23 protein-coding genes are annotated in these 25,378 nt (G+C 65.1%); 16 read left to right on the top strand and 7 right to left on the bottom strand.

The window, feature by feature from the left end:
• Window positions 1-58: 58 nt before the first annotated feature.
• From ACO05N_RS03375 to ACO05N_RS03340, 8 genes are all read left to right on the top strand, one after another.
• Window positions 59-2,242, top strand: a complete 2,184-nt coding sequence (locus ACO05N_RS03375; RefSeq protein ID WP_422055781.1) for a chondroitinase-B domain-containing protein — start codon at window positions 59-61, stop codon at window positions 2,240-2,242.
• Entirely contained in the window at window positions 2,239-4,416 is a 2,178-nt protein-coding gene (locus tag ACO05N_RS03370) for an alginate lyase family protein (protein WP_422055780.1), read from the top strand. The genes ACO05N_RS03375 and ACO05N_RS03370 overlap by 4 nt, the downstream gene beginning before the upstream one ends.
• Window positions 4,413-5,690, top strand: a complete 1,278-nt coding sequence (locus ACO05N_RS03365; protein WP_422055779.1) for an MFS transporter — start codon at window positions 4,413-4,415, stop codon at window positions 5,688-5,690. Before ACO05N_RS03370 ends, ACO05N_RS03365 begins: the two co-directional genes overlap by 4 nt.
• Window positions 5,691-6,443, top strand: a complete 753-nt coding sequence (locus ACO05N_RS03360) for an SDR family NAD(P)-dependent oxidoreductase (RefSeq protein WP_422055778.1) — start codon at window positions 5,691-5,693, stop codon at window positions 6,441-6,443. It begins immediately after the preceding gene.
• Window positions 6,440-7,303, top strand: coding sequence for a rhamnogalacturonan acetylesterase (locus ACO05N_RS03355; RefSeq protein WP_422055777.1), 864 nt, complete (start codon window positions 6,440-6,442; stop codon window positions 7,301-7,303). The genes ACO05N_RS03360 and ACO05N_RS03355 overlap by 4 nt, the downstream gene beginning before the upstream one ends.
• A gap of 106 nt (window positions 7,304-7,409) precedes the next feature.
• Window positions 7,410-10,259, top strand: coding sequence for a TonB-dependent receptor (locus ACO05N_RS03350; protein WP_422055776.1), 2,850 nt, complete (start codon window positions 7,410-7,412; stop codon window positions 10,257-10,259).
• 87 nt (window positions 10,260-10,346) lie between these two features.
• A complete protein-coding gene (locus ACO05N_RS03345) occupies window positions 10,347-11,090 on the top strand; it encodes a FadR/GntR family transcriptional regulator (RefSeq protein WP_422055775.1) in 744 nt (247 codons plus the stop codon).
• A gap of 9 nt (window positions 11,091-11,099) precedes the next feature.
• The gene (locus ACO05N_RS03340) at window positions 11,100-11,741 is read left to right on the top strand and encodes a DsbA family protein (protein ID WP_422055774.1); all 642 of its coding nucleotides are present in this window, start codon (window positions 11,100-11,102) and stop codon (window positions 11,739-11,741) included.
• On the opposite strand, the gene ACO05N_RS03335 is transcribed toward ACO05N_RS03340, so the two are convergent.
• Entirely contained in the window at window positions 11,738-12,199 is a 462-nt protein-coding gene (locus ACO05N_RS03335; protein ID WP_422055773.1) for a DUF2721 domain-containing protein, read from the bottom strand. The two genes, ACO05N_RS03340 and ACO05N_RS03335, sit on opposite strands and share 4 nt — an antisense overlap.
• A gap of 70 nt (window positions 12,200-12,269) precedes the next feature.
• On the opposite strand from ACO05N_RS03335, the gene ACO05N_RS03330 reads away from it, so the two are divergent.
• The gene (locus ACO05N_RS03330; protein WP_422055772.1) at window positions 12,270-13,385 is read left to right on the top strand and encodes a GNAT family N-acetyltransferase; all 1,116 of its coding nucleotides are present in this window, start codon (window positions 12,270-12,272) and stop codon (window positions 13,383-13,385) included.
• Between the two features lie 153 nt (window positions 13,386-13,538).
• Here the strand turns inward: ACO05N_RS03330 and egtD are convergent, their stop codons facing one another.
• The 5 genes from egtD to gluQRS form a co-directional block, all read right to left on the bottom strand.
• Complete coding sequence (gene egtD / locus ACO05N_RS03325; RefSeq protein WP_422055771.1) at window positions 13,539-14,516, bottom strand: L-histidine N(alpha)-methyltransferase; 978 nt, start codon at window positions 14,514-14,516, stop codon at window positions 13,539-13,541.
• Window positions 14,517-14,551: 35 nt separating this feature from the next.
• Window positions 14,552-15,811 carry an ergothioneine biosynthesis protein EgtB gene (egtB, locus tag ACO05N_RS03320; RefSeq protein WP_422055770.1) on the bottom strand — a complete coding sequence of 420 codons (1,260 nt, stop codon included), beginning with the start codon at window positions 15,809-15,811 and terminating at the stop codon, window positions 14,552-14,554.
• A 44-nt stretch (window positions 15,812-15,855) separates the two neighbouring features.
• Window positions 15,856-16,425 (bottom strand): cob(I)yrinic acid a,c-diamide adenosyltransferase, encoded by a 570-nt coding sequence (locus tag ACO05N_RS03315; protein ID WP_422055769.1) that lies wholly within the window; start codon window positions 16,423-16,425, stop codon window positions 15,856-15,858.
• 138 nt (window positions 16,426-16,563) lie between these two features.
• Window positions 16,564-16,794, bottom strand: coding sequence for a twin transmembrane helix small protein (locus ACO05N_RS03310; RefSeq protein WP_422055768.1), 231 nt, complete (start codon window positions 16,792-16,794; stop codon window positions 16,564-16,566).
• 9 nt (window positions 16,795-16,803) lie between these two features.
• Window positions 16,804-17,652 (bottom strand): tRNA glutamyl-Q(34) synthetase GluQRS, encoded by an 849-nt coding sequence (gluQRS, locus tag ACO05N_RS03305; protein ID WP_422058695.1) that lies wholly within the window; start codon window positions 17,650-17,652, stop codon window positions 16,804-16,806.
• 51 nt (window positions 17,653-17,703) lie between these two features.
• Here gluQRS and ACO05N_RS03300 point away from each other — a divergent pair, with 51 nt between their 5' ends.
• The 3 genes from ACO05N_RS03300 (at window position 17,704) to ACO05N_RS03290 (ending at window position 19,790) form a co-directional block, all read left to right on the top strand.
• A complete protein-coding gene (locus ACO05N_RS03300) occupies window positions 17,704-18,495 on the top strand; it encodes a sterol desaturase family protein (RefSeq protein ID WP_422055767.1) in 792 nt (263 codons plus the stop codon).
• Window positions 18,425-18,838, top strand: coding sequence for a DUF2141 domain-containing protein (locus tag ACO05N_RS03295; RefSeq protein WP_422055766.1), 414 nt, complete (start codon window positions 18,425-18,427; stop codon window positions 18,836-18,838). Before ACO05N_RS03300 ends, ACO05N_RS03295 begins: the two co-directional genes overlap by 71 nt.
• Before the next feature lie 94 nt (window positions 18,839-18,932).
• Window positions 18,933-19,790: a MipA/OmpV family protein gene (locus ACO05N_RS03290; RefSeq protein ID WP_422055765.1), complete on the top strand. Its 858-nt coding sequence runs from the start codon at window positions 18,933-18,935 to the stop codon at window positions 19,788-19,790.
• 18 nt (window positions 19,791-19,808) lie between these two features.
• Here the strand turns inward: ACO05N_RS03290 and ACO05N_RS03285 are convergent, their stop codons facing one another.
• Window positions 19,809-20,576 (bottom strand): class I SAM-dependent methyltransferase, encoded by a 768-nt coding sequence (locus ACO05N_RS03285; protein WP_422055764.1) that lies wholly within the window; start codon window positions 20,574-20,576, stop codon window positions 19,809-19,811.
• Window positions 20,577-20,796: 220 nt separating this feature from the next.
• Here ACO05N_RS03285 and thiC point away from each other — a divergent pair, with 220 nt between their 5' ends.
• The 4 genes from thiC (at window position 20,797) to ACO05N_RS03265 (ending at window position 25,159) form a co-directional block, all read left to right on the top strand.
• Complete coding sequence (thiC, locus tag ACO05N_RS03280) at window positions 20,797-22,671, top strand: phosphomethylpyrimidine synthase ThiC (protein WP_422058694.1); 1,875 nt, start codon at window positions 20,797-20,799, stop codon at window positions 22,669-22,671.
• A 123-nt stretch (window positions 22,672-22,794) separates the two neighbouring features.
• A complete protein-coding gene (locus ACO05N_RS03275; protein ID WP_422055763.1) occupies window positions 22,795-23,844 on the top strand; it encodes a DGQHR domain-containing protein in 1,050 nt (349 codons plus the stop codon).
• Window positions 23,828-24,619: a hypothetical protein gene (locus tag ACO05N_RS03270; protein ID WP_422055762.1), complete on the top strand. Its 792-nt coding sequence runs from the start codon at window positions 23,828-23,830 to the stop codon at window positions 24,617-24,619. The genes ACO05N_RS03275 and ACO05N_RS03270 overlap by 17 nt, the downstream gene beginning before the upstream one ends.
• 345 nt (window positions 24,620-24,964) lie before the next feature.
• On the top strand, window positions 24,965-25,159 hold the full coding sequence (locus ACO05N_RS03265; protein ID WP_422055761.1) for a hypothetical protein: 195 nt from the start codon (window positions 24,965-24,967) through the stop codon (window positions 25,157-25,159).
• Window positions 25,160-25,378 lie beyond the last annotated feature (219 nt).

Here is a 25,378-nt window from a genome sequence, read left to right as displayed (position 1 = left end):
AGTGTTCCGACCAATTGGTTAGTCCAATGGGTATAGAGAACAGATTAAGGGGATCGGGATGCGGATTGCGGCACTCATTGCCTGTGCGATTGTGGCAGCCCCGCTGCCCGCTGTCGCCGCCGACCATCTCGTCGCCGATCCCGCCGCCTATGCCGCTGCGGTCAAGAAAGCCCAGCCCGGCGATCGCATCGTCCTGCGCGATGGGGTGTGGCGCGATTTCCAGATCGTCTTCACCGGGCGCGGCACCGCCGACAAGCCGATCACGCTGACTGCACAGACCCCCGGCGGCGTGATCCTGTCGGGCCAGTCCAACCTGCGCATCGGTGGCGAACATCTGGTCGTCTCCAACCTCGTCTTTCGCGACGGATATTCCCCGACCAAGGAGCTGATCGCGCTCCGCCGCGATTCGAAGACGCCCGCATCGCACACGCGCCTCACCGGCATCGTCGTCGATCGCTTCACCAACCCTGATCGCCGCGCCGAGGATATCTGGGTCGCGATCTATGGCCCCGACAATCGCGTCGACCACAGCTGGTTCGCGGGCAAGGGCAATGCCGGCGTCACCCTCGCGGTGATCCGTCCCAAGGGTCAGCCGGGCGAGAATCGCGCGCGCATCGACCATAATTTCTTCGGGCCCCGCCCGCCGCTCGGCTCGAATGGCGGCGAGACGATCCGCATCGGCACCAGCGACGAATCGCTGAGCAATTCCGGGTCCACGGTCGAAAACAACTGGTTCGAAGGCTGCGATGGCGAGGTCGAGATCGTCTCGGTAAAATCGGGCGGCAATGTAATCCGCGGCAACATGGTGGTCCAATCGCAGGGCGCGATCGTGCTCCGCCACGGCAACGGCAATCTGGTCGAGCGCAACATCTTCCTCGGGCGCGGAAAGGCGTCGACCGGGGGCATCCGGGTGATCAACCGCGATCAGGTCGTGCGCCACAATTACCTCGAAAACGTCACCGGTACCGGCTTCCTCAGCGCGATCGCGGTGATGAACGGCGTGCCGAACTCCGCGGTCAACCGCTATCATCAGGTCGCCAATGCGGCGATCGAGAGCAACACGATCATCGACGCTGCGCGCATCACCTTCGGCGCGGGCGCGGACGCCGAACGCAGCGCCCCGCCGGTGTCGAGCCGCTTCGCCAGCAACCTCATCCATACCGCATCGGGCAAGGATATCGTCCGGGTCGAGGGCGACGCGTCGGGCATCGCCATGACTGGCAACGTCCAGTCCGGCCCGGCGCCCACGGGGCTGACCGGCTTCGCACAGGCGCCGATCAAGCTGGTCCGCGCCGCCAACGGCCTGCTCTATCCCGCCGATCCCGCGCTCGCCGCAGTCGGCGCGCCCCGCGACCTTGTCATGCTCAAGCGCGCGGATGCCGGCCCCGCCTGGTATCCGAAGGACGTCCCTGCAAGCACCGGCCGCACGCTCGACGCCGCACCGGGGGCACTGGCGCAGGTGGTGGCGGCATCCGGCCCCGGCGACACGATTCGCGTCGCGCCCGGCACCCACCGCGTCACCGCGCCGATCGCGGTCGGCCACAGCCTGACCGTCTCGGGCCCGCGCGCCGCGATCCTCGAAAGCGCATCGTCGACCCTGTTCCAGCTCACCCCCGGCGGCAGCATTCACCTCAGCGGCGTCACCCTCTCCGGCGCCGCTGCCTCACCGACTGCGGAGCGCGCTGCCCTCATCCGCGCGCCGCAGTCGGTGAGCATTTTGAACTATCGCGTGAGCCTGTCCGACGTGGCGGTGCGCGACGCGGCCGACGTGATCGCGACCACCCCCGGCACCTTTGCCGAGGCCATCGCAATCCACCGCTCGACCTTCGCCAACGTGTCCGGCGCAGTCGTCGCCGCAGCTGCCGAGACGGGCAGCAAGGGCCTCTACAGCGCCGAACGCATCACCATCGCCGACAGCGACTTTACCGACGTCGCCATCATCGCCGATGTCGCGCGGCTCGGCACCGACGAAAGCACCTTCGGCCCGTGGTTCGCGATGACCGGCAACCGCGTCTCGGGCGGCGGCGCGGTGCGTCTCTCGGGCGTCCAGAATGTCGCGATCAGCGGCAACCGCTTCGAGCGGGCAGCGGGCATTGCCATCGCCAACAGCGTCGGCGCGCCGGTGATCCGCATCACCGCCAATGTCTTCGCCGCGACGCCGGAACCGGCGATCACCCGCCTTTACCCGCAGGGGACGCCCGACATCGCCCTCGCCGACAATCAGATGGAGGCGCTGCGATGATCCGCACGACCCTTGCCGCACTGCTGCTCGCTACTGCCGCGCCGGCCTTTGCGCAGGACGCCGCGACTGCGCCGGTGCTCACCAGCCTCGATGCCTATCGCACCATGGCCGCGGGAACCGAGCGCGCCCCGCTGTTCGCCCGCGAACTCGCCGCCGCGCGCAAATCGGTCGATGCCGGCATCCGCGCCGGGATCGACGTGCCGATTCCCAAGGATCGCGGCGGTGGCCCGACGCATGAACGGCACAAGGCGAACTACAAGCTGATCCAGCAGGCCGGCACGCTCTACCGCCTGACCGGTGAGCGCAAATATGCCGACTATGTCCGCGACCTGCTGCTCGCTTACGCCAAGCTCTACCCCGGCCTCGCCAACCACCCTGCCGCGTCGGATCAGGTGCCCGGCCGCCTGTTCTGGCAGAGCCTGAATGACAGTGTCTGGCTGGTCCATGCGATCCAGGGTTACGACGCCGTCCGCGCCGACCTCACCGCCGCCGAGCGCAAGACGATCGACGAGTCCGTCTTCCGCCGCATGGCCGCATTCCTGACCAGCGAAGCGCGGACCTTCGATCGCATCCACAACCATTCGACCTGGGCCAATGCCGGGGTCGGCATGGCGGGCTATGTCCTGCGCGATCCGGTGCTGGTCGAACAGGCGCTGAAGGGCAGCGATCGGAGCGGCAAGGTCGGCTTCCTGCGCCAGCTCGACCTGCTCTTTTCCCCTGACGGCTATTATGCCGAGGGGCCTTACTACCAGCGCTATGCCCTCCAGCCTTTCGTCGTGTTCGCACAGGCGATCGAAGCGAATGAGCCGGGGCGCAAGATCTTCGCCTATCGCGACGGCATCGTATTGAAGGCGATCCGCACCGCGATCCAGACCAGCTATGGCGGCTACTTCTTCCCGATCAACGACGCGATGCCCGATAAGAGCCTCAAGACCGAGGAACTCTATCAGGGCGTCGCCATCGGCTATGCCGCGACCCAGGATCCCGGCCTGCTCGGCATCGCGCAATGGCAGGGCAAGGTAGCGCTGTCGCCCGAGGGCTTCGCGGTGACGCGCGACATCGCGAGCGGTAAAGCCAAGCCGTTTGCCTTTGCCTCCACGCTGCTGCGCGACGGGCCGCAAGGCAAGGACGGCGCGCTCGCCATCCTGCGCTCCGGCCCGCAGGAACATGCGCAGGTCGTGATCGCCAAGAATACCGCCCAGGGCATGGGCCATGGCCATTTCGACAAGCTCAACTGGCTGCTCTACGACAATGGCCAGGCGGTGGTGACGGACTATGGCGCCGCGCGCTTCCTCAACATCGAGGCGAAGGAGGGTGGCCGCTACCTTCCCGAGAACGAAAGCTGGGCGAAGCAGACCGTTGCGCACAACACGCTGGTGGTCAACGAAACCAGCCATTTCGACGCCCAGCTCAAGCCCGCCGAGGAAATCGCGCCGACCCAGCTCGCCTTTGTCGGCGAAGGCCCGCTGCGCTTCAGCATCGGCGAGATGGCCGGGGCCTATCCCGGCATCACCTTCCGCCGCGCGCTGGTGCAGGTCGACATGGGCAGGAACGCGCCGCTCGTGCTCGACCTGATGACGGTGAAGAATGCGGGCAAGGCGACCTATGACCTGCCGCTGCACTTCGCCGGCCACATCATCGACACCGACGTCAAGCTCGCATCGAACGTCACGACCCGCCCGGTGCTGGGCACTGCCAATGGCTATCAGCACCTCTGGGTCGACGCGACCGGGCCGCTCGCGAACGGGCAAGGCCGTGTCACCTGGATCAATCAGGGCCGTTTCTACAGCTATCGCATGGCGACGCCGGGCGCGCAGCTCATTGTGGCGGAGAGCGGCGCGAACGATCCGCGCTTCAACCTGCGCCGCGAACCGGTGCTGATCCAGCGGCTGAGCGGGGCAGGGGACGCCGCGTTCCTCAGCCTGCTCGAACCGCATGGCCGCTACGACGCCGCAACCGAGACCACGACCGGCAGCCGCAGCGGCGTGACCGGCCTGACCCTCACCGAAGCCGCCGGCGCGCGCGTCGCCACCATCACCCTTACCGGCGGCAAGACGATCCTGATCGCCATCGCCACCGACACGACCGCGGGCAAGGCGCACAGCGTCACCGTGAACGGGCGCAAGCTCGACTGGAGCGGCCCGGTCGGCCGCTTCGATGGAGAGAGCAAATGAAATCCGGGTTCCGCTGGTGGATCATCGGCCTGATCGCGATCGCGACGGTCATCAACTATATCGACCGCAACGCGCTTGCGGTGATGTGGCCCGAAGTGGCCAAGGACATCGGCGCGGACAAGGAAGATTACGCGCTGCTGGTGACCATCTTCATGGTCTTCTACGCGCTCGGCCAATCGATCTTCGGCAAGATTTTCGACGTGGTCGGTACCCGCATGGGCTTTGCCATCTCGATCGTGGTCTGGTCGATCTCGATCGCCGCGCACAGCCTGGTCCGCTCGATGCTCGTCCTTGGGCTGCTGCGCGCATCGCTCGGGGTCAGTGAGGCCGGCAACTGGCCCGGCGCGGCCAAGGCCAACGCCACCTGGTTCCCGCGCTCCGAACGCGCCTTTGCTCAGGGGATCTTCAACGCCGGTGCCTCGCTCGGCGCGATCGTCTCCGCCCCGTTGATCGCGATCCTGTTCGGGTTCGTCGGCTGGCGCACCACCTTCGTCATCGTCGGCGTGTTCGGCTTCCTGTGGCTGCTGCCGTGGATCTGGGTGTACAAGTCGGACCCCGACGCCCACCCCTGGCTCAGCAAGGCCGAGCGCGAGCATATCCTCGGCGCGAACGAGAAGGATGGCGGGACCCACCCCGCCGGCTATGCCCCCACGATGGGCCAGCTGCTGCGCCATCGTCAGGCATGGGCGGTGATGTCGGGCCGCTTCTTCCTGGACCCGATCTGGTGGCTGTTCGTCTCGTGGCTGCCGATCTACCTCAACGAAAGCTTCGGCTTCGACGTGAAGCAGATCGGCATGTTCGCCTGGGTGCCGTTCGTCGGCGCGATGGCGGGGTCGCTGGCGGGCGGCTGGCTCTCGGGCAAGCTTATTCAGCGCGGCTGGAGCACTGACAAAGCGCGCAAGAGCGTCATCGCACTCGGCTGCATCATCATGCTGCCGGCATTGCTGCTCACCGCGACCGCCGCGACGCCGCTCTATGCCGTGCTGCTGATCGCCGCGATCCTGTTCGGCTTCCAGGTCGCGATCAACAATATCCAGACGCTTCCATCCGACTGGTTCGGCGGCGGGGCGGTCGGCTCGCTTGCGGGGATCAGCGGCACGGCGGCGGTCGCGGGCACGCTGATCACCACCTGGCTCGTCCCGGCGATGACCAAGGCGAGCTTCGCGCCGATCTTCATCCTCGGCGCAGCGCTCGTGCCGCTGTCGCTGATCTGCATCTTCATCGGCGGGCGCATCGCACCCGTCCAACCCGACACTCAAGACCAAGGGGCATAAATGCGTTTTAAGGACAAGCTCGTCATCGTCACCGGCGGTGGACGCGACATCGGCCGCTCGATCTCGCTGCGCTTCGCAGCAGAGGGCGCAAAGGTCGTCATCAACTATCGCGGCGACGAAGCGGCGGCGCAGGACACGCTGGCGGCGGTTCAGGCCTCCGGCGGCACCGCACTGCTCCACCGCGCCGATGTGACTAAGCCTGACGCGGTCGCCGGGCTTATCGCCGCAGCCGCCGAATTCGGCGGCGGCACGATCGACGTGCTGGTCAACTGCGCGGGCGGCATGGTCGCGCGCAAGACGCTGGCCGAGATGGACGAAGCGTTCTTCGACACCGTCATGGACCTGAACTTCAAGTCCGCCTTCCTCGTTACCAAGGCTGCGCTCCCGCACCTCGCCAAGGGATCGGCCATCGTCAACCTGTCGTCGCAGGCCGCACGCGACGGCGGCGGGCCGGGCGCGAGCATCTATGCAGCGTCGAAGGGCGCCATGACCACGCTGACGCGCAGCTGGGCCAAGGAACTTGGGCCGCAGGGCATCCGCGTCAACGCGCTGTGCCCGGGGCTGATCGGCACCAGCTTCCACGACACCTTCTCCAAGCCGGAAGGCCGCGCCGCCACCGCCGGCAACACCCCGCTGCGCCGCGAGGGGCATCCCGACGAGGTCGCCGGCGCCGTCGCGTTCCTCGCCTCGGACGACGCCGCCTTCCTCACCGGGCTCAACATGGACATCAATGGCGGGCTGGCCTTCTCATGACCCGCACGCTCGCCACCGCCGCGCTCGCCGCCGTTTCCCTCGCGCTGGCTCCGACCATCGCCAGGGCTCAGACGAAGGAGCGCACCGACGCGCCGCCGCTTCAGCCGTACAAGATCGTGCTGGTCGGCGATTCGACCATGGCGGTGGCGAGCGGCTGGGCGTCGATGTTCTGCGCGCGCCACGTCAAATCCTCGGTCGCCTGCCTCAACGCCGGGCGCGGCGGGCGCTCGACCCGCAGCTACCGCCAGGAAGGCGGGTGGGACATTGCGCTGGCCGAGGCCAAGGTGCCCGGCTACCGCGCCACCTATGTGCTGATCCAGTTCGGCCATAACGACCAGTCGAGCGCGTCCGAACGCTGGACCGACCGCACCACCGAATTTCCGGCAAACCTGACCAGGATGGTCGAGGAAGTCCGCGCCGTCGGCGCGACCCCGGTCCTCGTCACCCCGCTGACCCGCCGCGTGTTCAAGAACGGCAAGCTCGACAACAATCTCGAGGAATGGTCGGAAGAGGTGCGCAAGGTCGCCGCCGCGACCAAGACGCCTCTGGTCGACCTCAACCGCCGCAGCGCCGCGGTGGTGCAGAAGCTGGGCGCCGCGGATGCGATGGCGCTCGCCCAGGCCGAACCGACCGCAGAGGAACGCGCTGCCGCCAAGGCCGGCACCACGCTCAAACAGCGCTCGACCGAGGAAGCGCGCGAACCCGACCTACCGACCCGCCCCGGCGGTGCGCGCGGCCAGCATGTGCGGAAGTTCGACTACACCCATCTCGGCGAAACCGGGGCTGGCGTGTTTGCCCGGCTGATGGCCGACGATCTGGCACGTGCGGTCCCGGCGCTCGCCTCGCAATTGGTGCCCTGACCAACTGGTAGGACCAATTTTGCCAATAGGACTAAATAACCGGTTGACAGAATCGTCCAGACCGGCGACCAGTGCGACCATAAGATAAACTCAGGGGAGAGGGCTGATGGCCATGCTCGATCAGGCACGCGCGCCGCGCGCACTTCGCAACATTCTGCTCGCCGGAGCCGCGCTCCCGCTGCTCGTCGCCGCGCCCGCATTCGCACAGGATGCCGACGCCACGCCGGAGGACGAAGTCGTCGTCACCGGTATCCGCGAGACGCTGCGCACCTCGATCGACGTCAAGAAGCGTGAAACCGCGATCGTCGATGCGCTGTCGACCGACGAGATCGGCGACCTCCCCGCGCTGTCGGTGGGTCAGGCGATTCAGACGATCACCGGCGCGACCACGCACCGCGAAAAGGGCGACGCGTCGGAGATCGCGCTGCGCGGCCTTGGGCCCTTCCTCAGCAACTCGACCTTCAACGGGCGTGAGGCGACCAACGGATCGGGCGACCGCTCGGTCAATTTCAACCAGTTCCCGTCGGAACTGGTGAACAACATCAAGATCTACAAATCGCAGCAGGCCGATCTGGTCGAAGGCGGCGTCGCCGGCACGATCGATATCGGCACGCTGCGCCCGCTCGATTTCGGCAAGATGCGCGTGCAGGGTGAGATCAAGGCGAATTACAGCCCCTATCAGGACAAGGTCACCGGATCGTCCGCCTGGGGCTGGCGCGGCACCCTGTCCTATGTCGACCAGTTCAAGCTGGGCGGACTGGGCGATGTCGGCATCGCGATCGGCGCGCAACGCAACAGCACCAACAATCCCGAAGAAACCATGGCGGGCAGCTCGACCTGGGTCGCGTGCAACGCCAACGTCACCGTCATCAACAACAACTGCCAGGAAGTGACCCAGCCTCAGGTTGCGGCCGGTACCCCCTTCTACCTCGTCCCCAATTCGATCGCCTGGCGCCAGATCAGCGAAGTCGACCGCCGCGACGCGATCTTCGGCGCGGTGCAATGGGCATTTTCGGACCGGGTCGAACTGAATGTCGACGCGCAATATTCCGACCGGACGTTCGTCGAGAACCGCCGCGACTTCAACATCTCCGAAATGCGCCGCAGCCTGACCAATGTCGTGTTCGACGACAATCACGTGCTGCGTAGCTTCGACGGGTCGAGCTCGTTCGAATCGACCGCCAGCAATCTGGAACGGTCCGAAGAATATCTCGGCGTCGGCGCCAATCTGCGTCTCGATTTCGGCGACCGCTTCACCCTGAACCTCGACGGCGCCTATTCGCGCACGATCCGGACCGAAATCGAGCGGCAGGTCCGCCTGCGTACCGACGCGTTCGACGTCAACGGCGTGCGGACCGCAGTGAACAACCAGCGCATTCCCTATCGCTACGAAGTGCTGCCGGGCAATTTCGCGCCGACGATCACGATCGATCCGCGCTTCGACATCACCAATCACGACCTGTTCTGGGATGACGCGCGCACCCGCCGCGACGAATCGCGCCGTCAGAACGAAATCTGGGGCTTCCGCGCCGACGGCACCTATCGCGTCGACGGCTTCATCAGCAGCGTCAAGGTCGGCGCGCGCTGGGCCGAACAGACCTTCGCCGACTATGACGTCCGCAACGAACTCAACCTGAACCCGGCGATGTCCGAGGATCGCCGCATCAACCAGCTGTGCCGGACGGCATTCCCGCAGACCGGCTTCCTCGACGCAGCCGAAGGCAACACGATCACGCGTTGGGCGACGTTCGACCCGATCTGCCTGATGCGCGAATATGCCGGGTCGGAAGATCCGGGCCTGCCCGCCGACCTGCGCTCGCCGCTCAACCGCGACGTCACTGAACGCACGCTGGCCGGCTATGTGATGGCGGAATATCAGTCGGAGCTGGGCGGCACCCCGATCCGCGGCAATATCGGCGTCCGCGTCGTCAACACCCGCGTGACGTCGATCGGCCTGCGGAGCGAGTTCGACCTGCGCGACAATGGCGACGGCACCGTGACGCTCGTTCCGATCACGGGGAGCTATCAGTCGCTGACGGAGACGAGCGAAACCACGCGCGTCTTGCCCAGCATCAACGCGATCTTTGAGCTGCAACCGAACCGCCTGCTGCTGCGGGCCGCCGCCTACCGCGCGATGTCGCGCCCCGCGCCAAGTGCGCTGGGGTCCGGCCGCAACTTCAGCCTCGATGCCAACGGCACGTCGATCGAGGATGCGATCAGCGAAATCCGCGCCACCGGCAGCCCGGGGCTGAAGCCGCTGATGTCGTGGAACGGCGACATCGCGCTCGAATATTATCCCAATCGCGACTCGATCTTTGCCGCGACGATCTATTTCAAGGAGTTCGGCGGCGGCTTCATGCCCTTCGTGACCGACGAAGACTTCGTGATCGACGGCCAGACGGTCAGCGTTCCGGTGATCCGGACCATCAACAGCCCGAACAAGAGCCAGCTTTGGGGCGTCGAGGTCACGGTCGCCAACCGCTTCTCCTGGCTGCCCAAGCCGCTCGACGGCTTTGGCGGCAAGGTGAGCTACAATTTCGCCGACACTAATTTCGAATCGCCCGACATCCGCCTCGGCGACACGCTCGACCCGGTCACCGGAACGATCACGCCGGGTATCATCCCGCCCGCCTCGCTCAACGGCTATTCTAAGCATGTGCTCTCGGCACAGCTTTACTACGAGATTGGCGGCTTCTCGATCCAAGGCATCTACAACTACCGCTCGCAATATTATCAGGATTTCGTCGGCGGCAATTCGCAGAACCGCTATGTCCGCGACAACCAGACGGTCGACCTGCGCGTTTCGTACAATATCAACCGCAACATCTCGCTGCGTGCCGAGGCGACCAACATCACCGACGAGCCCAAGGTAACCGACATGCCGGTTCCCGGCAGCATCCGGCAGTATCACTATTACGGCCCGCGCTATTTCCTCGGCGCGCGCTTCCGGCTGTAGTTTGGACGGTTCGCTTGGGCCGGTCTCTGCTTGCGCTTTGGTGTGAAGGCAATAAGGATCGGGCCATGCGAATTGGTGAGGAGCGCAATGGCTGACCGGCTATACCAGGGGATCGCCGATCAGATCACTGCGCTGATCGATCAGGGCGTATTCCCCCCCGGCACCCGTCTGCCCGGCGAGCGCGAGCTGGCGGAGCGTTTCGGCGTCAGCCGCGTGACGATCCGCGAGGCGGAGATCGCGCTACAGGCGATCGGTCGCATCGTCATCAAGACCGGCTCCGGCGTCTACGTCACCGACGGCAAGCCCGCACCGACCGACACCCCGCCCCAGGTCAGCGCCTTCGAATTGACCGAGGCGCGCTCATTGTTCGAAAGCGAAGCCGCTGCGCTCGCCGCGTCGACGATCTCCCCCGACACGCTCGCCCGGCTCGACGACCTGCTCGAGATCATGGGCCGCGACGACACCGACGACGCGGCATCGACCGCGGCGGATCAGGAATTTCACCTGCTGATTGCCTCGGCCTCGGGCAATCAGGCGGTGATCCACGTCATCCAGCAGCTGTGGCGGATGCGTACCGAAATGCCCGAAGTGCGCACCACCTATGCCAGCGTCTGCCAGCATGACGGTCGCACCCGCCAGCGTGAGCATGCCGCGATCGTCGACGCACTGCGCATCGGCGACTCCGGCGCCGCGCGCATCGCGATGCGCCAGCATTTCAACCGCCTGCTTGAAGCGATGCTGGACGCCACCGAAGAGCGCGAGATCAGCGAATTGCGCCGCAAGGCCGCGCAAAGCCGCGAACGCTTCCTGATGACCGCGCGGCTGCGCTAAGGCGCGCGGATGCTTCGCAAGTTCCTGCTCGCCGCGTTCGCGCTCACCCTCCCGCTTTCGACCGCAGCGCAAGACGAGGGCGTCTCCGAATCAGGCGACACCCGCCGCCGCGACGCGGCCGAGGCGATCCGGGAAAGGATTCGCAACGACCCGCTCGCCCCGACTGTCGCGCCGCGTGGCCATGACGTCACCATCGTCGTCTTCTCCGACTATCAGTGCGGCTATTGCCGCCGCTTCAGCCCGACGCTCGACGCGCTGATGGCGAGCGATGCGAAGGTCCGCGTGGTCTATCGCGACTGGCCGATCCTCGGCGGCGGTTCCGGTCCCGCCGCGCGTGCCGCGATTGCCGCCAGTTTCCAGGGCAAGCACCTCGCCTTCCACCGCGCGCTGATCGCGCAGTCGGGCCGGATCGACCCGACCAAGATCCGCGCCGCCGCCGACGCTGCCGGCGTGGACTGGACCCGGCTGCAGCGCGATCAGGTGAAGCGCCGCGCCGACATCGACGCGCTGCTCGCGCGCACCAACGACCATGCCCGCACGCTCGGCCTGACCGGCACGCCGGGCATGATGGTCGGCCCCTATCTCGTCCCGGGCCTGATCGACCTGCCCACGCTCAAACGCGCGGTCGCCCAGGCCCGGGCGCGGCGCTAACTCAGCCGGTCGCGCTCCAGCAGCTCCTCGCGCACATGCACCGCCTGCACCGACAGGCGCACTTCGAACAGGAATGCGACCAACCCCGACGTCAGCAACAGCATCGACGCGATGAACGCCGCCGCCACCACGATGCCGATGTCGAGATGCACGATCTCCGCTCCGAACAGCAACGCGACGACCAGACAGATCGCGATCGCGCTCGCCACGCACAGCCAGATCGACGTGTTGATGATCGACAGCCGTCGGTCGATCAGCCGCAGCTCCCAAACCTGCCGCTCATGCTCCGCCCCGGTCGACACCGGGTGCAGCTGCTCCAGCTTGCGCGCGCGGTCGACCACCCGCGCCATCCGCCCGACCAGCACGTTCAGGATGCCGGCGATGCCCGCCAGCAGGAACACGGGCGCGATCGAAATCTGGATCGTCGCGGCGACGGTGGAGATCATGGGTGCCTGCATGCCGCCAGCTTATGGCGCTAACCGCGCACCGCCAACCCATTCGTAACGACTTGGCGCTAGACCGCCCCGCATGACGAAGCCGATGCCGCTCGCCGACTTCACGCGCCTGCCGCCGTTGCTGACCGCCAGCATCGGCGACGGGCTGGCGAGTGCGATCGACACCGTCGCCGCCACCGCTGCACCGACGCATCGCTTCCTGCGCTTTGGCTGGTTCGCCGCCGCGCTCCATGCCTATGGCGGCGAAGCCCGCACGCTGACGGTCGCGCGCGAGGGCGCGCCGCTGCTCGCATTGCCGCTGGTTGCCACCGGCCCCGCGCCGCTGCGGATCGCACAGGTGCCCGGTTGCTACTGGCCGTTCCGGTCCTTCCCCGTCGCGCAGGACGCCGGGACCGAGGCGTTCGAGGTCGCACTCGACCGGCTCGCCCGCCACGCCAATGCGCTGCGCATCGGCCCGGTCTATGACGGCGATCCCGCGCTCGAAGGATTGCGCGCCGCTGCCGCCACGCGCGGCTGGGTCGCGCTCGACCGCTTCGTCGCCGAAAGCTTCCTGCTCGACATGGCCGCGCTGCAGGCCGAGGGCACTTGGCCGCGCAATTCGACGCTGCGCAAGAACCGCTTCCACGAAAAGCATCTCGCCGACCATGGCGAACCCGACTGGAGCTTTGTCTCCGGCGCTGACTGGACTGCGCCGGCGTTCGACGCGCTGGCGGAGATCGAGCGCAAGAGCTGGATCGCCGACCGCACCGACGGCAGCGATGCCAAGTTCACCGACACCGGCCATGGCGCCTTCTGGCGCGCGGCCGCGCAGGACCCGGTGATCGCCGACATGCTGTGGGCGGCGGTGCTGCGCATCGATGGCGAACCCACCGCATTCTCGTTCGACCTCAACGCCGGGTCGCTCAAATATGCGATCGCCAACAGCTACGACCCCCGCGTCGCCAAACACTCGCCGGGCAAGCTGCTCTACTACCGCAACCTCGTCCGCGCGCTCGAGGACGGCATCACCACCGTCGACTGGGGCGCAGGCGACAGCGGCTACAAGCGCGTGATCGGCGCCGACGCCGCCCCGGCGATCCGCGACTGGCTGTTCGTCCGCCCCGGCGCTCCCGGCGTGGTGGCAAAACTGCTGCGCGGCCGCTGGCGCGCGAGCGGGAATGTGGAGCCGGTATCCAGCCGTTTGCCCTGATGACCAGGTCCGCCAAAGCCCCCCGCTTTGGCTGGAACGCCGGGGTACGTTTCACCTGATCATTGTCGAAGGGCCGCAAGCCCGACCCATCGCGCGCAGGAACCGTGCTTCGACAAGCTCAGCACAAACGGAGGTTGATCACGGCCGCCTGTCTTAAGGCGCCGTCTCCACCGCCCGCGCCTCGGCCAGGTACAGGCCGAACAGCCCGGCATCGTCGGTCCACGCCCGCGTCACCGTCCATCCGCCCGCCGCCAGCAGCAACCGCGCATCGCGGTCGCCATATTTGTGGCTGTTCTCGGTATGGATCGTCTCGCCCGCCGCCATGGCAAAGCCGCGCCCGTCGACCTCGAACGCCACTGCGCGGGTCGCTTCAAGATGCATTTCGATCCGCGCGCGTTCGTCGTTCCACCGCGCGACATGGGCGAACGCATCGACCGGAATCGTCCCCTCCAGCTCGGCATTGATCCGCTCGAGCAGGTTCAGGTTGAACGCCGCGGTCACCCCCTGCGCATCGTCATAGGCGGGAACCAGCACCGCCGGGTCCTTGATCCGGTCGATCCCGATCAGCAGCGATGATCCCTCGCCCAGCGAGCTGCGCATCGTCCGCAACAGGTCCACGGCCGCGACCGGCGCCATGTTCCCGATCGTCGATCCGGGGAAGAAGCCCAACCGTGCGAGGCCTCCGATCCCGGCGGGGAGCTTCAGCGGCTTCAAAAAATCGCCCTCGACCGGCTCGACCGCCATCGCGGGAAATTGCGCCGCGATCGTGCGCGCCGAATCGCGCAGGAAATCGCCCGAAATGTCGATCGGCACATAAGCAGCGGGGCGCACCGCGCGCAGCAGGATCGGCGTCTTCACCGACGATCCCGATCCGAACTCAACCACTGCGCCGCCCAGCCCGACCTCCCGCGCGACTTCGGGGCACACCCGTTCCATCAGCGCGGTTTCGGTCCGCGTCGGATAATATTCGGGCAGCTGGGTGATGTCCTCGAACAGCTCCGACCCGCGCCGGTCATAGAACCAGCGCGCCGGAATCGCCCGGGGGCGGGCGGTCAGGCCGTTCAGCACGTCGGCGCGAAACGCCGGGTCGGCCAGACTGGCCTGACCGTCTTCGATTTCCTGCTTCAGCATCGCTTGGGCTCCTCGATGCGGTGGGGGGAGGGGGCTTAAAGGTCTTTCGCCAGCCGCACGCCGGTGAACTGCCAGCGCTGGTGGGGATAAAAGAAGTTGCGGTAGCTAGCCCGTGCATGGCCGCGCGGCGTCGCGCAGCTCCCGCCGCGCAGGATGAACTGCCCGCTCATGAACTTGCCATTATACTCGCCGACCGCGCCTTCAGCGGCGGCAAAGCCGGGATAGGGGCGGTACGCGCTCCCGGTCCATTCCCACACATCGCCGAAGAAAGCAGGGCCAGCGGGGGCAGGGCGCGGTTCGACCGGCCCGGCGCGGTCGAGTTGGTTGCCGCCCGCCGGGTCATATCCCGCCGCCGCAACCTCCCACTCCGCCTCGGTCGGGAGCCTTGCGCCGGCCCAGCTGGCATAGGCATCGGCCTCGAAAAAGCTCACATGCGTCACCGGCGCAGCGGGGTCGATCGGCCGCCGCCCATCCAGCCCGAACCGCGTCCAGCCGCCGTCCTGTTGCTCCCAATAAAGCGGGGCCTCGATCCCCTGCGCCTTCACCCAGGCCCAGCCATCGGACAGCCAGTGGCGCGGGTCGCGATAGCCGCCATCGGCGATGAACGCCGCCCATTCGCCATTGGTCACCGTGCGGTCGGCAATCGCATGCGGGTGCAGCAGCACGCGATGACGCGGCCCCTCGCAATCGAACGCAAAGCCGTCGCCGGTGATCCCGATCTCGGCGACACCCTGCGCACCTTCGATCCACCCGATCGGCCCCGGCATCGCAACCGGCACCTTGGGGTCGCCCGGCCAGATCGCCGGCTCGATCGGATTGCACGAAAACAGATGGAGGATGTCGGTCAGCAGCAATTCCTGATGCTGCTCCTCATGGTGACATCCCAATTCCACCAGCGCCACCGCCGCTTGCGGAAGGTCGGGCAGCGCCGCGACCAGCGCCGCATCCACCGCCGCGCGATACGCCAGCACTTCGACCAGCGTCGGCCGTGTCACCATGCCCCGCCGCGACCGCGCGTGGCGCTGCCCCTCGGCCTCGTAATAGCTGTTGAACAGGAACGGGAAGCGATCGTCGTGCAGCCGGTAGCCCGACACGAAATCGCGCAAAACGAACGTCTCGAAGAACCAGGTCGTATGCGCCAGATGCCATTTGGCGGGCGATGCGTCGTCCATCGACTGCACGCTGGCGTCCGCGTCGGACAAAGGTGCGACCAGATCGGCAGACAGCCCGCGAACCGCGCGAAACCGCGCCTCGAGCGTTGTGCTGCACGCGGCGGGACTCGCCTTTGTTCGCATTTCGTTCTCCTAACCCGAAACGCGACGAGGATCAAATCCTCAAATCAGCGATGCGCCCCCGGTTTCCACAGAACGTCGCCGCCCGCATTTTGGTTCATTTCGCGCGCAAGCACGAACAACAGGTCGGACAGGCGGTTGAGGTAGATCACTGCCTGCGGATTGATCGGCATGATGCTCGCCGCCGCCGTCGCGCTGCGCTCGGCCCGGCGCACGATCGCGCGCGCCAGATGGATCGCTGCAGCAGCAGCGGACCCGCCCGGCAGGATGAAGCTGGTCAGCGGCGGCAGCGCGCCATTGGCCGCATCGATCGCCGCCTCCAGCCGCGCGACCTGCGCCGGCACGATGCGCAGCGTCATTTCGCCCGGTGTGAAATCCTCGCCCGGCGTGGCCAGGTCCGCGCCCAGGTCGAACAGGTCGTTCTGCACCGTCTCCAGCAGCGCCGCAGGGTGCCCCGCCCCGATCGCGGCAATCGCGACGCCAATGGCGCTGTTCGCCTCATCGACATCGCCCATCGCCGCCAGCCGCGCATCATGCTTGGCGACGCGCGACCCGTCGACAAGGCCGGTGGTGCCGTCGTCGCCGGTGCGCGTGTAAATCTTGTTGAGTTTGACCATGTTTGTTCAGCTTCGCTGGTTTGCGGCGCCGGCCCGCTCCCCCACCCGGCCACCCACAACAGGGTATCTTGATGGGTGGCCGGGTGGGGGACCGGGCCGGTGCCGTACCATCCGGCGCAGCCGGATCAAAAAGCCCCGTTACTTCCCGCTCGCCAGCAACAGCAGCAGTGCGACGATCGCGATCGCGATCCCCTGAAACAGGATGCGCTGCTGCATCGCCTTGTTTGATTTGAGCGCCGACGCGCTCGGCCCTTCGCCCGATTTGAGTTCCGCTTCGGTCGTGCGCAGGAACGCGACGATCCCCTTGATCAGGGCGAAGACGGTGGCCAGCATTGCGGCGACGAGCAGGAGGACCAGGAAAAGCTGCATGGCCGTAATCTAGTCCTTCCCCGCGCCGATTCCAACCGGAACCTCGCCCCGCCGCAAGGCGTCGGCAATCGCCCTTCCATCCACGCCATTCTCGCGCAATGCCGCCAGCGTCGGCGCGCCATGCCGCTTCGCCAGCCGCTCCCCATCCGGCCCGGTCAGCAAGGCATGATGATGATAACGCGGCACCGGCAGGTCGAGCAACGCCTGCAACAACCGGTGGACATGCGTCGCGGGCAACAGATCCTCGCCCCGCACAACATCGCTCACCCCCTGCGCCGCATCGTCGATGGTGACCGCCAGATGGTAAGACGCCGGCGCATCCTTGCGCGCCAGCACGACATCGCCATGCGCGGACGGGTCGGCGGCGATTGTGCCGAAGCGCGAGTCGGTGAAGGACAGCGATGATGTGAAGGTATCCAGCGCCGCCCCCACATTTAGCCGCCAGCAATGCGGCTTTGCCAAATCAGGCGCACCCAGCTCCCGACACGTCCCCGGATAGATCAACCCCTCCGGCCCATGCGGCGCACTGGCGCTCGCGGCGATATCGGCGCGGGTGCAGAAACACGGATAGATCAGGCCCCGTTCGCGCAGAGCGTCCAGTGCCGCCTGATAGGCATCGAGCCGCGCCGACTGGAACAGCACCGCGCCGTCCCATTCCAGCCCCAGCCAGCGCAGGTCCGCCAGGATCGTCTCGACATGCTCCGCCCGGCTGCGCGTCCCGTCGATATCCTCGATCCGCAGCAGGAACGCGCCACCCCGCGCCCGCGCGAAATCATGCGCCGCAATCGCCGAAAAGGCATGGCCCATATGCAACCGTCCTGTGGGACTGGGCGCGAAGCGGGTAATGACGGGCGAAATTACGGGTTTCTCCGTTTGTTGGCGGGCACGACTTTCATGTAGAGCGGCTGCATGTGGCTCGCCATCCTCTTGTCGGCACTCGCGATGACGCTGATCGTCGGGGTGCGCTATCTGATCGTCTCGGGCGCCTTCGCCTGGGCAACGCGTGTCCGGCATCCGGGCCTCTATGCGGGGCTCGACCGCCAGATGCGGCGCGAGCTGCTGTGGAGCCTCGCCAGCGCCGCGATCTATGGCATCCCGGCCGGCGTGGTCGCCTGGGGCTGGCAGAATCTGGGCTGGACGCGGATCTACACCGATGTCTCGGCCTATCCGCTCTGTTATCTGCCGCTATCGGTGTTTCTCTATCTCTTCGCGCACGACACCTGGTTTTACTGGACGCATCGCTGGATGCATCAGCCGCGCTGGTTCCGCATCGCGCATGCCGTGCATCACGACAGCCGCCCGCCCACCGCCTGGGCGGCGATGAGCTTCCACCCGATCGAGGCGCTGACCGGCGCGGTGGTGATCCCGGCACTGGTCTTCGCGATTCCCATTCATGTCGGCGCATTGGCGTTGGTGCTTGGAATCATGACCCTTATGGGTGTAACCAATCACATGGGGTGGGAGGTGTTCCCGCGGATGATGTGGCGGGGGCCATTGGGTGCGTGGTTGATCACCGCGAGCCATCATCAGCGGCACCATGAGCAATATGGGTGCAACTATGGTCTCTATTTTCGATTCTGGGACCGGCTGTGCGGCACCGACCGGGGGATTGGCGATTTCCAGAAAGCACATGTGCGCGCTGCTGCCCGCAGCGCTGCTGCTCCTCCCGGCGGCCTCGCCGGTGGGCAGCTTCGACCTTGAAATCACCAATCTGCGCAATGCCAAGGGCGTGCTGCAGATCTGCCTGACCGCGCGCCCCGACAGCTTCCCCGATTGCCGTGACGACCCGCGCGCCATCTCGCGCACCATTTCCGCCGCCCACCCGGCAACCCGGTTCGAAGGGCTGGCGACCGCCAGCTATGCCGTCGCCGTCATCCATGACGCAAACAGCAACAAGAAACTCGACACGATGATGGGCATCCCGAAGGAAGGGTTCGGCTTCAGCCGCAACCCCACCATCACCTTCGGCCCGCCCAAATTCAAGGCGGCGTGCTTCCCGCTCGACGGCGCGAAGCAGCAGGTGAAGATGAAATATATGCTCTGAGCCGCGCGCTTATCGACGCGCGATCCGGTACCGCACGCATCCATTTCCGCAGCGCAGCGTTGCGCCCCTGAAACAGGTTCAGGGAATCATCTCCATGCGTATCCGCCTTCTGTCCGCCGTCCTCGCTGCCACCTTAGCCACCCCCGCCTTCGCGCAGGACGAAGCACCCACCCCCGAACAGGCCGAGGTCGCACAGGAAGCCCGCGCGCGCCTGACCGTCGCCGTCGGCGGCGTGTGGCTCCCGGACTATGAAGGGTCGGACGATAATCGCTGGGTACCCGCCCCCGCGGCGAACGGCACCGTCGCGGGGATGAGCTTCACCGTGCTCGGCAACCGCGCCAGCCTCGACCTCATCCCCGATGTCGCGGGCAAGGACTGGAACCTCCAGCTCGGGCCGGTCGCGGTGATCAACCTCAACCGCACCAACCGCGACGCGATCGCCGACCCCCGCGTGCGCGCGCTTGGGGAAATCGACACCGCGGTCGAGGTCGGCGGCTATGGCGCCATCGCCAAGACCGGCATTCTCCATGATTTCGACACGCTGTCGGTCAGCGTCAGCTATCGCCACGACGTGACGCGCATCCACCGCAGCGGCGTGTGGACGCCGTCGGTCAATTACACCACGCCGCTCAGCACCAAGGCGCTGGTCACCCTGTTCGCCAGCGCAGAGATCGTCGGCGACCGCTACGCCCGCACCTATTTCGGCGTCACCCCGACCGGCAGCGTGCTCAGCGGCCTTCCCACCTACACGCCCGAAGGCGGGCAGAAGGACATCACCTTCGGTGGCATGTTCACCCATTCGATCACCGGCAACCTGACCAAGGGCCTCGCGCTGATCGCGGGCGGCACCTACAAGAAGCTGGTCGGCGACGTCGCGAACAGCCCGCTCGTCACCATCGCCGGATCGCGCCACCAGTGGACCGCCGGCGCGGGGCTGGCGCTGACGTTCTGAACCCGCGCACCGCGCGCGTCAGCGGCGGCGGAAGATGCGCGAAATCTGCGGATTCGGCTCGATCAGGTTGCCGTTGGGATCGAACCGGGGGTGTTTCGACCGGACATTGCCCTCGATCATGATCGGGTCCAGCGGCAGGTCGGCGATCGCGTCCTCGACTCTGTACAGTGCATGTTCGACAATGAGCAGCCCGCCCGATGCCAGTTGCTCCGTCAGCAGGCGAATGCCCGCTGCGAAGTGCTGGAACGGGTAATGGCCGGCGATGTTGGTGACCCCGCGCGCAGCGATCTCGCTCGGCCGCCGTGTGAACACCGCCATTGCAAAGATCGCGTCATAGGGGCCATGCGCCGCGATCTGCTCCGGCGTCGACTCGACGAACCGGCGGTCGGGGTCGGCGGGCAGCTTCCGGCAGGCCCGTAACAGGATCGGGTTGATCTCCGCCCCGACCAGGAGCGCATCGGGGAAATATGCGCGCAGCGACACCACTTCCTCACCCGCCGCACAGCCATAAGACAGGATGCGCGGCGCGCTCCGCCCTGCCAGCAAGCGCTGGGTCAGGCGGAACAGCCCGCTATAGCGGTCGGGAAAGCTCAGGCTCACATCCTGATGCACCGCCCCGCCATAGCGCCACCGCGTCCACAGCTCCGACCGCGTCCGCCCGCTCAGCAGCAAGTCGCGCACCCGCCCCGCGCGCAGCTTCAGCCACAATGCGTAGTGTGCCAGGTTTTTCGGTCGGCGCTCGCGCTCCATCGCGCGGTTCATGGCGCGTCCCGCCCGGTCGGTCAAACCCGCCCCTTCCCCCGCGCGACGGAAGCGGGTAAGGCGATCGCATCCCCGGGGGAGCGCTGCCGGGTTCCCATCAAAGTAATACTTTGATGGGGTCCCTATCCGCGCTTGAGAGGAGGGCAGGAGCCTTCGACCCGCTGAACCTGATCCGGTTGACACCGGCGTAGGGAGGGAGCGGCCCGCATCCATGGTCCGTTTCCTCCACCTGGAGAGGAACATCATGGCCGACATCCCCGCAAAGACCGAACTTGCCGTCACCACCGGCGCCATTCGCGGCTCCACCAAGATCCATGTCGGCCCGCGCAAGGTGGCGATGCGCGAAATCCATCTCGAACCGTCGAGCGGCGAGCCCCCGGTCCGCGTCTACGACACCAGCGGCCCCTATACCGACCCCAATGCCCGCATCGATATCATGGCCGGGCTTCAGGAACTGCGCCGCGACTGGATCCGCGATCGCGGCGATGTCGAGGAAGTGACCCAGCGCGAGGTGCGTCCGGAGGATAACGGCCAGCTCGGCCCCGACCGCAGCGGCGGGGTCCAGCCTTTCCCGAACGTGCGCAAGAAGGTACTGCGCGCCAAGCCCGGCATGAACGTCAGCCAGATGCACTATGCCCGCCGCGGCATCGTCACGCCCGAAATGGAATATGTCGCCACCCGCGAAAATCTCGGCCGCCAGATGCTCGCCGAGTACGTCCGCGACGGCGAAAGCTGGGGCGCGTCGATCCCCGATTACGTCACCCCAGAATTCGTCCGCGATGAAGTCGCCCGCGGCCGCGCGATCATCCCCAACAACATCAACCACCCCGAAAGCGAGCCGATGGCGATCGGCCGCAACTTTCTGGTCAAGATCAACGCTAATATCGGTAACTCCGCCGTCGCGTCAAACGTGGCGCAAGAAGTCGACAAGATGGTGTGGGCGATCCGCTGGGGCGCCGACACGATCATGGATCTGAGCACCGGCCGCAACATCCACGACACCCGCGAATGGATCCTGCGCAACGCGCCCGTGCCCGTCGGCACCGTCCCGATCTATCAGGCGCTGGAGAAAGTCGGCGGCATCGCCGAAGACCTCACCTGGGAAATCTTCCGCGACACGCTGATCGAACAGGCGGAACAGGGCGTCGACTATTTCACCATCCACGCCGGCGTGCGCCTGCCCTACATCCCGCTGACCGCCAAGCGCGTCACCGGCATCGTCAGTCGCGGCGGATCGATCATGGCCAAATGGTGCCTGGCGCATCATCGTGAGAGCTTCCTCTATGAGAAGTTCGACGAGATCACGGAGATCATGAAGGCGTATGACATCGCCTATAGCCTGGGCGACGGCCTGCGCCCCGGATCGATCGCCGACGCCAATGACGAGGCCCAGTTCGCCGAACTCTACACGCTGGGCGAACTGACCAGGCGCGCCTGGGAACAGGATGTTCAGGTGATGATCGAAGGCCCCGGCCATGTGCCGATGCACAAGATCAAAGAGAACATGGACAAGCAGCTGGCGGCGTGCGGCGAAGCCCCCTTCTACACGCTCGGGCCGCTGACGACCGACATCGCCCCCGGATACGACCATATCACCAGCGGCATCGGTGCCGCGATGATCGGTTGGTACGGCACCGCGATGCTCTGCTACGTCACGCCCAAGGAGCATCTCGGCCTCCCCGACCGCGACGACGTCAAGGTCGGCGTGGTGACCTACAAACTCGCCGCCCACGCCGCCGACCTCGCCAAGGGCCACCCCGCCGCCAAGGTCCGCGACGACGCGCTGAGCCGCGCCCGCTTCGAATTCCGCTGGCGCGACCAGTTCAACCTGTCGCTCGACCCCGACACGGCCGAACAATATCACGACCAGACGCTCCCCGCAGAAGGCGCCAAGACCGCCCATTTCTGCTCGATGTGCGGCCCGAAATTCTGCTCGATGAAGATCACGCAGGAAGTGCGCGACTTCGCGGCGAAGCAGAATCAGGATGCGGACGCCTTCATCGCGGCGCAGCCGGTTGATGCGGCTGTGGCGGAAGAGGGCATGGCGCAGATGAGCCGGGTGTATGACGAAATGGGCCGGGAGTTGTATCTGGGATCGGGCGGGCGGGAGCACGATTGATACTGCTGGTCAACGAGCTGGAATTGTATCAATTCAAAGTCTCGCGTTACGTCAAATCATGCGAGCGTTTGTTTTCTTAGTGAACCGAGCTATGCACCTTTGTGCAGTCTCAAGGAGTGTCGCATGGCAGCCAAAAAGCAGTTTTCTGCTCAGTGCATCACTATTAAGCTTGATGATGTTACGGCTTATTCATTCCCGATGAAGGTTCGCGACCTCGTAAGTATATACTACGTCGCGGTTCGGGGAGAGGATGAAGAGGAGGGCGCTGTTCAGCGGCCGCTATCAAAGCGCAGAATTCAAAGTATCACCCAGTACATCCGACAGGGAAATACATTTTTCAATTCCTTCATTCTTAATTGGACTGACCCGAGCGAGGTGTTGGTTAAAGATAATGTTATTTCTTTTGATTTGATTTCATCTGCCGCTCAGGCGATTGACGGCCAGCACCGTTTAGCCGGCCTTGAAGATGCGATGGCAGATGATGCAAAGGTCGGCGATCGAAGTGTTATCGTTACTCTTTGCGTGGGGCTCACTACTAAACAGGCTGCTACGATATTTCTTAATATTAACACAGAGCAGCGGCCTGTTCCAAAGAGCCTCTTGTACGATTTGTTTGGTGAAGTAGGTAATGATCCTAAACATGCAATTAATCGCGCTCGTGACATTGCTACCGCTTTGAATGAAGATGCCGACTCCCCTCTTTACAGGTTGATAAAATTCCCAGGATCCCCGCGTGGTGTTGGGAAGATCGAATTGTCAACGTTTGTGACGGCTCTGAAGAAAGGTCTGGAGCTTGACGGCGAATTTGCCAAGAGAGGCCTGAAGTCATTGGACCATCAGACAGCTGTTGTTAAAAATTATTTTGAAGCTATTAGACTTCCATATCAAAAGCAAAAACTATGGACTAACGCCGCGCAGAACCCGTTCCTTAGAGCCGCGGGTTTCAATGGTGCGATTGAGTTTCTTCTAGAGAAGTTGATACTCAAATGCGCGGAAAAGGGATCTTTTAAAGTTAAAACAATAGTCGATATACTTGGCCTCGAGGACGAGGAGTTGCTTACGTGGGATGACATGAAGGGGCAGGATGGGAAGAGCGCCAAGAGGACTGTTGTCACCTTCTTGGAAAGTGGGATGACTCGGTCCATCGGGAGCAAGGATGGCTACGCTTTCTAAACGCGCTGCGACGCAGCGTTTTTTTGAAGAAAAGTACGCGGTGGATTCCCCCGAGGCCTTATCATTGTATCGCGATGAGATGAAGGATTCGCAGCTCACTTTGTCGGAAGTCGAAGAGCTCGAAGAGTGCATATCAATAGATATAGCATCCTCATATGAGCGATGTGCTTTCACGCTCTATCAGGCAGTTTCCGATCTACAAGCTGGAGACCGTCTTTGGGCGTCAGTTAAATTATATTATTCTACGTTCTATGCCTTGAGGGCGGAAATACTATTGGCGAATCGCGTTGTCGTACGTGCCGGCCGATTTCTTATAGTTGAAGGAAAGAGGGGTGCTAAATTTTCGCAGTACAATGGTAACGCGAAAGGGGATCATGGTGTTGCCATTGCATTATCGCAACGATTTTGTTCAGCGCATGACATACTACAGTCGCAAACGATCAATGGCGCTCATTCGTATGAATGGCTTAAAAGCGTCCGCGAAACTGTTCAATACAAGCTCCGGCGTCCTCCGGAGCTGCATAGTTTCGATCCGTTTTTTCCCGATTCGCAATGGTCCATCTACGATCAGATAAATACATTTCTTAGTGATAATGATCCATATTTCTGTTTTGATCCTGATTATGCCGCTTTGGCGCTCCCATTGAAGCGATTTCAGCTGACCGGTCAAGCGCTGCGTTCTCGCTCAATTTCCTGCGGCACGGACTTCTACAGACTAATGAATGGCTTCTACAAGGAGGGAAGTTCCTGCTCTTTGCTTAAGCCCTTCATATAGTGCTTTCTTCGATACTTCGGGAACGTTCGCGGTGTATCTCTTGGTCCCGATGCCCGCACTGCGCCTCTTGCGGCGTTTAATGTCCTTCGTCTCCGGTCATGCGCCAGTAGATGCTGCTGATTAGTGTGGGATTTCCGTGACGGATGCCCCCGAGCCACACCCCACCCAAAATCCTTCCAACACGCCCCGCCACCCCCTGTCCTACACGCGCGCAATCCGCTTGATCCTGTCGGATGACCCAGCAATTTCCACCCGTCCGCGCACTGGACCCCCGCCAAACAGCGCGTCTTCCTCGCCGCGCTCGTCGAAACCGGCAGCATCGCCCGCGCCGCTCGCGCCGCCGGCATGTCGCGGTCCAGTGCGCATGCGTTGCGCAACCGCCTGGCCGGCACGTCGTTCGACCATCAATGGACCCACGCGCTCAGGCTCCACGCCGCGCGGCTCGCCGATCCCTTCGGCCCCGATCCGCTCGCCCCGCGCGATCCCGTTGCGCCGCGTGCGCCCAGGCCCGCGCCCGTCGCGCCGTCGTCGCTTCGCTGATGCCCCGCCGTCGCGTCCTGTCGCCAAAGCGTCGCGTGCCAGTCGCCCGATGTTCAGATCGCGTCGCGACACAGTCGGGCATGCGTCGCGCGATCGTCGCGCACCCGTCGCGCCCGTGTCGCGCACCTGTCGTGTCGCGGGCGCTTCGCGGGTGTCATCCCGTCCAGTCAGCCCGCAACCCGCATGGTTTCGTCAGCTTCGCCGGGAGGTGTCAGGCGC

The sequence above is a fragment of the Sphingomonas sp. genome, from assembly GCF_965227385.1.
Taxonomy (GTDB): domain Bacteria; phylum Pseudomonadota; class Alphaproteobacteria; order Sphingomonadales; family Sphingomonadaceae; genus Sphingomonas.
Note: the sequence above shows the minus strand (reverse complement) of the source record. Positions and strands in the feature narration are given on the sequence as shown.

Coding starts and splice junctions, on each gene's coding strand:
- ACO05N_RS03375 (WP_422055781.1), top strand. CDS start 59: ATGCGGATTGCGGCACTCATTGCCTGTGCGATTGTGGCAGCCCCGCTG.
- ACO05N_RS03370 (WP_422055780.1), top strand. CDS start 2,239: ATGATCCGCACGACCCTTGCCGCACTGCTGCTCGCTACTGCCGCGCCG.
- ACO05N_RS03365 (WP_422055779.1), top strand. CDS start 4,413: ATGAAATCCGGGTTCCGCTGGTGGATCATCGGCCTGATCGCGATCGCG.
- ACO05N_RS03360 (WP_422055778.1), top strand. CDS start 5,691: ATGCGTTTTAAGGACAAGCTCGTCATCGTCACCGGCGGTGGACGCGAC.
- ACO05N_RS03355 (WP_422055777.1), top strand. CDS start 6,440: ATGACCCGCACGCTCGCCACCGCCGCGCTCGCCGCCGTTTCCCTCGCG.
- ACO05N_RS03350 (WP_422055776.1), top strand. CDS start 7,410: ATGGCCATGCTCGATCAGGCACGCGCGCCGCGCGCACTTCGCAACATT.
- ACO05N_RS03345 (WP_422055775.1), top strand. CDS start 10,347: ATGGCTGACCGGCTATACCAGGGGATCGCCGATCAGATCACTGCGCTG.
- ACO05N_RS03340 (WP_422055774.1), top strand. CDS start 11,100: ATGCTTCGCAAGTTCCTGCTCGCCGCGTTCGCGCTCACCCTCCCGCTT.
- ACO05N_RS03335 (WP_422055773.1), bottom strand. CDS start 12,199: ATGCAGGCACCCATGATCTCCACCGTCGCCGCGACGATCCAGATTTCG.
- ACO05N_RS03330 (WP_422055772.1), top strand. CDS start 12,270: ATGACGAAGCCGATGCCGCTCGCCGACTTCACGCGCCTGCCGCCGTTG.
- egtD (WP_422055771.1), bottom strand. CDS start 14,516: ATGCTGAAGCAGGAAATCGAAGACGGTCAGGCCAGTCTGGCCGACCCG.
- egtB (WP_422055770.1), bottom strand. CDS start 15,811: ATGCGAACAAAGGCGAGTCCCGCCGCGTGCAGCACAACGCTCGAGGCG.
- ACO05N_RS03315 (WP_422055769.1), bottom strand. CDS start 16,425: ATGGTCAAACTCAACAAGATTTACACGCGCACCGGCGACGACGGCACC.
- ACO05N_RS03310 (WP_422055768.1), bottom strand. CDS start 16,794: ATGCAGCTTTTCCTGGTCCTCCTGCTCGTCGCCGCAATGCTGGCCACC.
- ACO05N_RS03300 (WP_422055767.1), top strand. CDS start 17,704: ATGTGGCTCGCCATCCTCTTGTCGGCACTCGCGATGACGCTGATCGTC.
- ACO05N_RS03295 (WP_422055766.1), top strand. CDS start 18,425: ATGTGCGCGCTGCTGCCCGCAGCGCTGCTGCTCCTCCCGGCGGCCTCG.
- ACO05N_RS03290 (WP_422055765.1), top strand. CDS start 18,933: ATGCGTATCCGCCTTCTGTCCGCCGTCCTCGCTGCCACCTTAGCCACC.
- thiC (WP_422058694.1), top strand. CDS start 20,797: ATGGCCGACATCCCCGCAAAGACCGAACTTGCCGTCACCACCGGCGCC.
- ACO05N_RS03275 (WP_422055763.1), top strand. CDS start 22,795: ATGGCAGCCAAAAAGCAGTTTTCTGCTCAGTGCATCACTATTAAGCTT.
- ACO05N_RS03270 (WP_422055762.1), top strand. CDS start 23,828: ATGGCTACGCTTTCTAAACGCGCTGCGACGCAGCGTTTTTTTGAAGAA.
- ACO05N_RS03265 (WP_422055761.1), top strand. CDS start 24,965: ATGTCGCGGTCCAGTGCGCATGCGTTGCGCAACCGCCTGGCCGGCACG.